Origin of the sequence: Cellulomonas jepli (assembly GCF_047229345.1) — a bacterium.
GTDB lineage: Bacteria > Actinomycetota > Actinomycetes > Actinomycetales > Cellulomonadaceae > Cellulomonas_A.
The window spans coordinates 1-8,614 of sequence record NZ_JBFTER010000152.1; the positions used below are offsets into that span (position 1 = coordinate 1).

Below are 8,614 nucleotides of genomic sequence, written 5' to 3' on the forward strand. Positions count from 1 at the left end.
GACAGGGGCACCGTCCGCGTACCGCACCGTGCGCGTCCCGGGCGCGGTCTTCAGCATGATCTCGGCGCGCGCGTCGCAGCCGCCCGGCAGCGACCGCCGGGGCTCAGCCGTGCAGCGGCAGCGTCAGCGTCGCGGGCCCGCCGTCGACGAGCCGGACGGGAACGCCCCAGTCCTGCGCGTTGAGGTGGCACGCCGGGTACTCGATCGCCGGGTCGGCGTCGCAGCTCGCCGCGTGCGCGGTCACGTGCAGCACACCCTCCGCGACGTCCGGGTTGAGCCGGAGCACGCGCTCGAGCGGGACGTCGTCGCCCGCGCCGTCGAGCAGCAGCTCCGGGGGCGTCGAGGCGACCTTGAGCCGGGTCGAGGGGCCGTAGCGGTCGTCGTACTTCTGCCCGGCCGCGGGCGTGAACACGACGTCGAGCCGCACCTCGCCCGCCGCGAGCTCGGTGACCGGGCGCTGCGTGCGGTGCGCGCCCGAGTCGAGGATCTGGCCCGCGAGCGCCGCGGGCAGCGCGACCCGCGTGAGCCGGTGCGCCGCGGACTCGACGACGAGCAGCGAGAGCCCGGACCCGCCGTCCTCGGGGGCCAGGACGACGATCCCGCTCGGCTCCGCGAGCCCCGTCGCGAGCGTGGTGACCTCGCCGACCGTGCCCTCCCCTGTGCCCTCCCCCGTGCCGGGAGCGGGCGGCACGTACCGGCGGACCGAGCCGTTGTAGGTGTCCGCCACGGCGACCGAGCCGTCGGGGAGGACCGCCACACCGAGCGGGTGCTGCAGCAGCGCCTGGTCGGCGGCGCCGTCCCGGTGCCCGAAGTCGAACAGCCCCGCGCCGATGGCGCTGTGCACGGTCGGCGCGGCACCGCCGTTGCGGTCCGTGCCGGTGCCGTCGGCGCCCGGCTCGACCCAGCGCAGCGCCGACGTCTCGGCGTCCGCCAGCCACAGCCGCCCGTCCGGGCCGACCGCGAGGCCCGACGGCTGCGCGAACCACGCACCCGGCAGCGGGCCGTCGAGCAGCCCCTCGTTCATCGTGCCCGCGGCGTGCTCGACCGAGCCGCGCTCCGCGTCGAACGTCCACAGGGTGTGGTTGCCCGCCATCGCGACGACGAACGCGCCGAGCGGGGCGTACCAGGTGACGTCCCACGGCGAGGACAGCTTGTGGCGCAGCGCGTCGGGCACGGCACCGGCCGCTCCCCCGGGGTCGGCCGCGGCCGCAGCGGCGGGTGCGTCGTCGAGCACGTTGTCGACCGCGCCGACCATGTACTGCTCGCCGGTCCCGGCCACGGTCGTCACGTGGCCGTCCGCGAGCCGGACCCCGCGCAGCGCGTGGTTGACCGTGTCGGCGACGAGCACGTCGTAGCCGACCCGCGCACGCAGCTCGTCGGGCACCAGGCACAGGCCGTTGGGCTCGCTGAACCGGGCCTCGTCGGGTCCGCCGTCGACGAGCCCGCGCTCGCGCGAGCCGATGCGGCGCACGAGCGTCTCGCCGTCCGGCGCGAGCTCGGCGAGCCCGTGGTGCCCGGCGTCGGCCACGAGCAGGTTCCCGCCCGGCAGCGTCAGGGCCTTCGCGGGGAACCGCAGCGTCCCCGACGTCGGCTCCGGCGGGACGTACGGCCCGCTCCCCCGGTGCAGCGTCCCCTTGGCCTCGTGCTCGGCGACGAGGTCGCGGACGAGCACCTCGACGTTGTGCTGGTGACCCTCGCCCGCCATCTGCGTGACGATGTAGCCCTCGGGGTCGATGACGACGAGCGTCGGCCACGCACGCGCGGTGTACGCCGACCACGTGGTGAGCTCCGGGTCGTCCAGGACCGGGTGGTGCACCTCGTAGCGCTCGACCGCCGCGGCGAGCGCGACCGGGTCCGCCTCGTGCACGAACTTCGGGGAGTGCACGCCGACGATCACGAGGACGTCGCGGTGCTGCTCCTCGAGCGCGCGCAGCTCGTCGAGCACGTGCAGGCAGTTGATGCAGCAGAACGTCCAGAAGTCGAGGATCACGATCTTCCCGCGCAGCTCCGCGAGGGTCACGTCCCGGCCGCCGGTGTTGAGCCAGCCGCGGCCGGTGAGCTCCGAGGCGCGGACACGAGGGAGGCGGGTGGTGCTCTGCGTCATGGTCCTAGTGAACCTGACGCCGTGGCGGTCCGCGGACCGCGTCCGCGAACCGATTCGTCACGTTGACCCCACCGTCGCGGCAGCCCGAGCCTGGTGGGGTCGCGTCCGGTGGACCGCCCCTCCGCACCCCGGTCGCGACGTCCGGGGCTCGTGGTCCGGCCGGCTCCCCCTCGGCCCGCCGAGGACCGCGGCGTCACCGCCCACGGGCACGTGACCGGGCGAGGGGCGGTGGTCCGTCCGGTGGCGCACCGGGCGGACCGCCGCCCGCACCGGTGAGCTCAGCCTGGTGGAGGGCTCAGCCCGCGTGGCGGCTGCGGCGGACGGGCTGGGCGTGCACGGGTCCGGTGACGCGCACGCGCACGTCGACACCGTCGACGTGCTCGGGCACGGCGGCACGGTGCGCCGCCTGCGTCACGTTCACCTGGACGCCGTAGCCGTCCGCGCCGCGTGAGATCCCGATGCCGGTGATGCCGTCGCGCCCCGCGAGGGTCTGTCGTAGCCGGTCCTTCGCTGCGCGCGCGTGCTCGAGATCCGTCACCGGGATACCGCCTCTCGCGTGACCGCCGCGCCGGCGAGGGGGCCGGGGGGAGCTGCGCGCGGGGGGACTACTGCGCGAGCTCGGCCCCGAGTGCGGCGAGGACGGTGTCGATCGGGTTGAGGTACGTCAGCCCGGTGCCATTGTCGCCCCCCGTCTCGCTCCCCGCAAAGAGCAGACCGAGGGCGATCCCGTCACGTGTGCACACGAGCGAGCCCGAGTCCCCTCCCCGGGAGAACGGTCCGGGGCCCGTGGACTCGACCTCGATCTGGTCGTCGAAGCGCAGGTCACCCAGCTCGTCGCCGTAGCCGACGACGATGTCGTCGAGCTCGATCGCGGTCACCCGACCCGTCGTGACGGCCGTGGTGCGGCCGATCTTCACCACGTCCTCGCCGCCGAGAGCGACAGCCGTTCGGGTGACCCGGCCGACCGGGTAGTCGAGGTCGACCTCCTGCTCGTCGAGCAGCGCGAGCGCCGCGTCGACGGTCGCGGTGCGCCCGGGGCGCAGCGGGACGGTCGAGGCGAGCGTCCCGACCCGGTCGCGCGGCGCACGGCCGCCGTCCGCGGGGCCGGGCTGCACGACGACGTCGCCGGTCTCGGCGCGGGGCGAGCCGGCGAGCACGTGGTAGTTCGACAGCGCGTGGAGCACCCCGTCGACGCGGACGAACGCACCGAGCGTCCCGGCCGAGACGTCGACGTGCGCGATCGAGACCCCGGGGCGCAGCGGTCGCACCCGCGACGTCTCCCCGGCGGCGAGTGCCGTGACGACGGGCGGACGCGGGCCCTTGCGCTGCGGGGCCGCTCCGTCGGAGCTCGGGCTGCCGTCCGCCGAGCGGTCACCGGGCAGCGGCGCAGGCTGGGAGAGCGGGCGGATCCGCCCGGTCCGGCGCACGTCCGCAGCGACCGGCCCGACCTGCTCCGCGACCCGGCGCGCGATCGCCCGCACGCGCGGCGACCCGAGCCAGTAGCGCACGGCCAGGACGTAGCTGCCCTCCCCCCGCGGCGCCAGCCCGAGCCCGAGGGTGGGGACGATGTCCGTCGCGACCCCGGAGGCGTGCACCTCGCGCTGCGCGAGGTCGTGCACGTAGTCCGCGAGCTGGGACTTGATCTCGCGTGCCTCGTCCCTGTCCATGATGTGCCCCCTTCCGGCGGCGGTCCCCCTGCAGGACGCCGTCCGCCAGCGCGAGCCCGGCTGCACCTTCGGGCAGTCCCGCAGTTCGCGACGTGTTCCCAGTGTGCCCGCAGCCACCGACGCGTACCCGACGAGCACGCCCGCCACGCCCCCGGCGCCCGCACCGACGAACCGTTTAGGTGCGTTGACGCCCCCGACGGCCCCGCCGAGCCTGGTCCCCTCACCACGCACGCCCCCGCCCGACCACCACGCACTCCCCGCACCCAGCACGCCTCTCGTCCGGCCGCCCCTCGCGCGCTCACGCGCGTCCGGCGCCGACGCCGCACCGTCGCCGCGTCCGCGACGGCCGGACGACCGGCCGCACGGCCCCACGGCGCCCGACCCGGCGCCGCCGTCCCGCACAAGGAGCAGTCATGTCCCTCGGAAGACACACGTTGCGACGTCTCGCGGTCGCCTCCGCCGCCGCCGTCGGAGCCGCGCTGCTCGTCGGGCTCCCGGCGTCGCCGGCCGCCGCGCACGGCGGGCTCACGTACCCGGCGACGCGCACGTACGCCTGCTACGTCAACGGTGTCGAGAACGGTGCCGGCGGCGGCCTGAACCCGACGAACCCCGCCTGCCAGAACCTGCTCGCGGAGAACGGCAACTACCCGTTCTACAACTGGTTCGGGAACCTGCTCAGCAACGCCGCGGGCCAGCACCGCAGCGTCGTGCCCGACGGCAACCTGTGCGGCCCGCTGGCGACGTTCAGCGGCGCCCGCGCGGCCCGCACCGACTGGCCGACGACGACCCTCCAGGCCGGCTCGAGGATCACGATGCAGTACAACGCCTGGGCCCGGCACCCCGGCACCTGGTCGCAGTACGTGACCAAGGACGGCTGGAACCCGAACAGCCCGCTCAAGTGGAGCGACCTCGAGGCCGTGCCGTTCAACGAGGTCACGAACCCGCCGCTGCGCGAGGGCGGCCCCCAGGGCGCCGAGTACTACTGGGACGCGACGCTGCCGAACAAGAGCGGCCGCCACATCATCTACTCGATCTGGACGCGCTCGGACAGCCCCGAGGCCTTCTACAACTGCGCCGACGTGATCTTCCAGGGCGGCACGGTCAACCCGACGCCGACCCCGACGCCCACGCCCACCCCGACGCCGACGGTCACCCCGACCGCCACGCCGACCCCGACCGCGACGCCCACCGCGACGCCGAACCCCACGTCCGCGCCCGGCGCGTGCTCGGTGAAGTTCGACACCTCGAACGCGTGGAACACCGGCTTCACCGGCCAGGTGACCGTCACCAACGGCGGCACCGCCGCGGTGAGCGCGTGGGAGCTGCGCTGGACGTTCACGAACGGCGAGAAGGTCACCCAGGCGTGGAGCAGCACGGCGACCCAGACGGGCACCACCGTGAGCGCGAAGGGCGCCGCGTGGAACAGCGCGATCCCCGCGAAGGGCTCGGTGCAGTTCGGGTTCAACGGCTCGGGAGCCCCCAAGGCCCCGACCGCCGTCACCCTCAACGGCGCGAGCTGCACGCTGAGCTGACCTGACCCCGGCCGCCCGACGGCCGCACCGCGGCCCCGCGCCGCCGCCGCAGCAGCAGAGCCCCCACCGGCGCACTCCGGTGGGGGCTCTGCGGTGCGTGGAGCGGGCGCGCCACGGGCGGGGCACCCCGGGCCGACGGCTCGGACGGCGCGCCGGCGGACGGGCACGCGATGATCGGGGCATGGACTTCCAGGACGTCGTGCGGCGCCGGCGCATGGTGCGGACCTACACGGACGTGCCCGTCGAGCGCGCGGCGGTCGACCGCATGCTCGCCAACGCCGTGCGCGCGCCGAGCGCCGGGTTCAGCCAGGGCTGGGGCTTCCTCGTGCTCGACACCCCGGTCGACGTCGCCCGGTTCTGGGACGTCACCGCGCCCGCGGGGCCGGCGAGCCGGTGGCTGCGCTCCATGCGGGTCGCGCCCGTCGTCGTCGTGCCGCACGCCGACCCCGCGGCGTACCGGATGCGCTACGCCCAGCCCGACAAGCAGCGCGACGTCGCGGACCCCGGCAGCGCCGGCACGGACCCGGCCGGCGACGTGCCGTGGGCCGTCCCGTACTGGTACGTCGACGCGGGCATGGCGGCGCTGCTCGTGCTCCAGACCGCGGTCGACGAGGGGCTCGGCGCGTGCTTCTTCGGCATCCCCGCCGAGCGCACCGCGGCGTACCGGGAGGCGTTCGGCGTGCCCGGGCACCTCGAACCGGTCGGCGCGATCACCGTGGGGCACCCGGCCCCGGTCGAGCACCTGCCCGGCTCCGCGGCCCGGCGTCCGCGCCGCGCGGTCGAGGACGTGGTCCACCGCGGCCGCTGGTCACCCCGGCCCTGATCCCGGACCTTCCCGCGCGGCGTCGTCCCGTGCGCGGCGCGGGCCGCACCACGCCCGACGCAGGTCCCCACGCACGACGACGGCGCCCGTCCCGCCCGGTGAGGGGGGCGTGCGCCGTCGTGGCCGTGCGTGCGCCGGGCTTCTCGCGCTTCCCCGCGAGGCCCGGCTCGTCGAGCGAGGTGCCCGGTCCGCCGTTCAGTAGGTGGGCGGCGGCGGGGCGGTGCCGTCGTGACGCTCGACGACCGTGTGGTTCGTGGTCTTCTGACGCTGCGCGTTCAGGGCGAGCGTGAGGATGAGCGCGAGGATGCCCGCACCGAGGCAGATGTACCCGATCATGGTCAGGTCGATCCCCGAGATGCTGTCCTGGACGGCGAAAGCGAGGATCGCGCCGAGCACGATCAAGGTGATGCCACCACCGATTCCCATGGTCACTCCTCCGGTCGCGCCGGGCTGGTCCGCCCGGTTCTTGACCCGACTATGGCGTGGACCGGGCACCGGCGCGCGTCGAGACGGGGTGAGACGCGGCCGGAGGGGGTCACCCGTCCGTGGGCCGTCACGCACCGAACGCGGCGAGCAGGCCGTCGAGCACGAGGTGCGCGGCGGCGGGTCCACCGCGCGTCGCCCACGCGGAGCCGTCGACCACCGAGACGTGACCGGCGGCGACGGCGGGCAGCGCGCGCACCGCGGCCGACTCCAGCGCGGCGCCGAGCGCCTCGCCGTCGGGGCCGAGGGCGTCGAACGCGAAGACGAACAGCCAGTCGGACGCCGGCAGCTCCGCGACGGGCGTCACCGGGCCCGGCAGGCCGTCGGCCGGGGCCGCGGCGGTGGCCGGCCTCGCGGTGACCGTGAGCCCCACGGACTCCGCGACGCCCCCGGCGAACGACGAGGCGTCGAGCACGACGGGCCCGTCCTCGGTCCAGAGCGCGAGCGTGACGGACCGACCCGCGTTGCCCGCCTCGGCGATGACGGTCCGCGCTCCCTGGGTGCGCCACTCGTAGCCGCCGATCCAGGTCTCGGCCTGGTCCTCGCGGCCGACCGCCACGCCCACGGCGCGGAGCATCTCGGGCCAGCCGGCGTCGTCCCGCGCGACGAACGTGGGGGCGATCGCCTCCAGGCCCGCGAGCACGTCGGGCGCCGTGGCATCCCCCGTGACCACGAGGTCGGGCTCGGCGATGAGCACGGCGCCGACGTCCGGGGAGTCGGGCAGGCCGGCGTTGACGAGGTACGTCAGCTCGGGCTTGCGGTCCTGGAGGTACGCGGCGGCGGTGCGCTGGTGACGTCCGAGGCTGATCCCGACCGGCTCGACGCCGAGGATGAGCGCCGCGTCGAGGATCTCCTCGTTGAGGGTCGCGACGCGCTGCGGGTACTCCGGGACGACGACCTCGCGGCCCACGTCGTCGAGCACCGTGCGGGTCGTGAGGTCCGCGGTGGTCGTCTCGGGCGAGGCGGACACCGCGGCCGACGTGGCGGGCGGCTCGTCCGCCGAGCAGGCCCCGAGCAGCAGGGACGAGCTCACGAGCAGCAGGGCGAGGGTGGTCGGGGCAGGTCGACGGCGCATCTGGACCTCTGTCAGGACGGGCGGGTCGTGGCACGCCGAGCCGGCGGATGTGACAGACCGCGCAAAAGTGAGTAACCTCTCATTTGCGACGCCTCTGGCGTGCGCCGATCCTGCCGACCCCAGAACGGGCCGGACGTGGACAGCACGAATCCCCCTGAGGCACACCTGTGGCGCCGCACGACCCCGAACGGGTGCGTGCACGGCGGAGTGCACGCCGCACCGGCGGCGGTCGGTCGCAGGCTACCGCCCTCGCACCACCCGGACGGCCGTCGTCCATCTGGGGGACGCACAGGCCCGCGGGTGGCTCCGACGAGCCGGTGCTAGGTTCCCAGCCGCGGGCTGCGCACGGCAGCCGGACGACCCCGGTGCGGCTGCGGGCCGGCGACAGACCGGTGAGAGGCGACGATGACCGGGTCACCGACCGACCTCCCGCGCTCGACGGCCCACGGGACCGTCGAGCGCCTCGTCGAGGTGCCGCCCTCGCCCGCACCGACCACGACGACCGCACCGACGCCCGGAACCACGGAGACCTCCCAGCCGACGCCGTCGCCGACGACGACGGCCGACGAGGCGGTGCCGGGCCCGGTCCCCGAGCCGACGGCCACCCCCTCCCCGACCGGCACTCCGGTCACCACGCCGACCGCGCCCGAGCCGACGCCGACGCCGGCACCGACTCCGGCCGGGTCACCCGCCGAGCTCCCGGCCCCCGTGCCGACGTCGATCGCGCCCGTGTGGACCGACCAGCCGAGCGTGGCGGCGTCCACCATCCCGACCGGCGCCGTCGTCACCGCCGCGCTGGTGCTCGTCGTCGTGCTGGCGGCGATCGCGCTCGCGCTGCTCGGCCGGCGCCGACGCGCGGGCACCGACGGGTCCGTCCGGGCGGACGCGCTGCGGGCGGACGGGCTGCCGGCGGGCGGCTCGCCGTCGAAC

7 protein-coding genes and 1 pseudogene are annotated in these 8,614 nt (G+C 75.8%); 3 read left to right on the top strand and 5 right to left on the bottom strand.

Going from position 1 to position 8,614, the window contains the following annotated elements:
* Positions 1 to 103: 103 nt before the first annotated feature.
* The 3 genes from AB6N24_RS22000 to AB6N24_RS22010 form a co-directional block, all read right to left on the bottom strand.
* Positions 104 to 2,104 carry an NHL domain-containing thioredoxin family protein gene (locus AB6N24_RS22000; RefSeq protein WP_412871496.1) on the bottom strand — a complete coding sequence of 667 codons (2,001 nt, stop codon included), beginning with the start codon at positions 2,102 to 2,104 and terminating at the stop codon, positions 104 to 106.
* 295 nt (positions 2,105 to 2,399) lie between these two features.
* The gene (locus AB6N24_RS22005; RefSeq protein ID WP_412871497.1) at positions 2,400 to 2,642 is read right to left on the bottom strand and encodes a hypothetical protein; all 243 of its coding nucleotides are present in this window, start codon (positions 2,640 to 2,642) and stop codon (positions 2,400 to 2,402) included.
* Between the two features lie 67 nt (positions 2,643 to 2,709).
* Positions 2,710 to 3,771 carry a chymotrypsin family serine protease gene (locus tag AB6N24_RS22010; protein WP_412871498.1) on the bottom strand — a complete coding sequence of 354 codons (1,062 nt, stop codon included), beginning with the start codon at positions 3,769 to 3,771 and terminating at the stop codon, positions 2,710 to 2,712.
* A gap of 413 nt (positions 3,772 to 4,184) precedes the next feature.
* On the opposite strand from AB6N24_RS22010, the gene AB6N24_RS22015 reads away from it, so the two are divergent.
* Positions 4,185 to 5,303, top strand: a complete 1,119-nt coding sequence (locus AB6N24_RS22015; protein ID WP_412871499.1) for a lytic polysaccharide monooxygenase auxiliary activity family 9 protein — start codon at positions 4,185 to 4,187, stop codon at positions 5,301 to 5,303.
* A gap of 181 nt (positions 5,304 to 5,484) precedes the next feature.
* Positions 5,485 to 6,126: a nitroreductase family protein gene (locus tag AB6N24_RS22020; protein ID WP_412871500.1), complete on the top strand. Its 642-nt coding sequence runs from the start codon at positions 5,485 to 5,487 to the stop codon at positions 6,124 to 6,126.
* A gap of 195 nt (positions 6,127 to 6,321) precedes the next feature.
* Here the strand turns inward: AB6N24_RS22020 and AB6N24_RS22025 are convergent, their stop codons facing one another.
* Positions 6,322 to 6,552 (bottom strand): DUF6458 family protein, encoded by a 231-nt coding sequence (locus AB6N24_RS22025; protein ID WP_034624753.1) that lies wholly within the window; start codon positions 6,550 to 6,552, stop codon positions 6,322 to 6,324.
* Between the two features lie 127 nt (positions 6,553 to 6,679).
* A complete protein-coding gene (locus tag AB6N24_RS22030) occupies positions 6,680 to 7,684 on the bottom strand; it encodes an ABC transporter substrate-binding protein (RefSeq protein ID WP_412871501.1) in 1,005 nt (334 codons plus the stop codon).
* Between the two features lie 405 nt (positions 7,685 to 8,089).
* Between AB6N24_RS22030 and AB6N24_RS22035 the strand changes: the two are divergent.
* Positions 8,090 to 8,614: pseudogene (locus AB6N24_RS22035) on the top strand (hypothetical protein); the annotation flags it as partial.

What these genes read in the sequence shown, in the direction of transcription:
- AB6N24_RS22025 (WP_034624753.1), bottom strand. Translation starts at nt 6,552, where the DNA reads ATGGGAATCGGTGGTGGCATCACCTTGATCGTGCTCGGCGCGATCCTC.
- AB6N24_RS22015 (WP_412871499.1), top strand. Translation starts at nt 4,185, where the DNA reads ATGTCCCTCGGAAGACACACGTTGCGACGTCTCGCGGTCGCCTCCGCC.
- AB6N24_RS22000 (WP_412871496.1), bottom strand. Translation starts at nt 2,104, where the DNA reads ATGACGCAGAGCACCACCCGCCTCCCTCGTGTCCGCGCCTCGGAGCTC.
- AB6N24_RS22010 (WP_412871498.1), bottom strand. Translation starts at nt 3,771, where the DNA reads ATGGACAGGGACGAGGCACGCGAGATCAAGTCCCAGCTCGCGGACTAC.
- AB6N24_RS22030 (WP_412871501.1), bottom strand. Translation starts at nt 7,684, where the DNA reads ATGCGCCGTCGACCTGCCCCGACCACCCTCGCCCTGCTGCTCGTGAGC.
- AB6N24_RS22020 (WP_412871500.1), top strand. Translation starts at nt 5,485, where the DNA reads ATGGACTTCCAGGACGTCGTGCGGCGCCGGCGCATGGTGCGGACCTAC.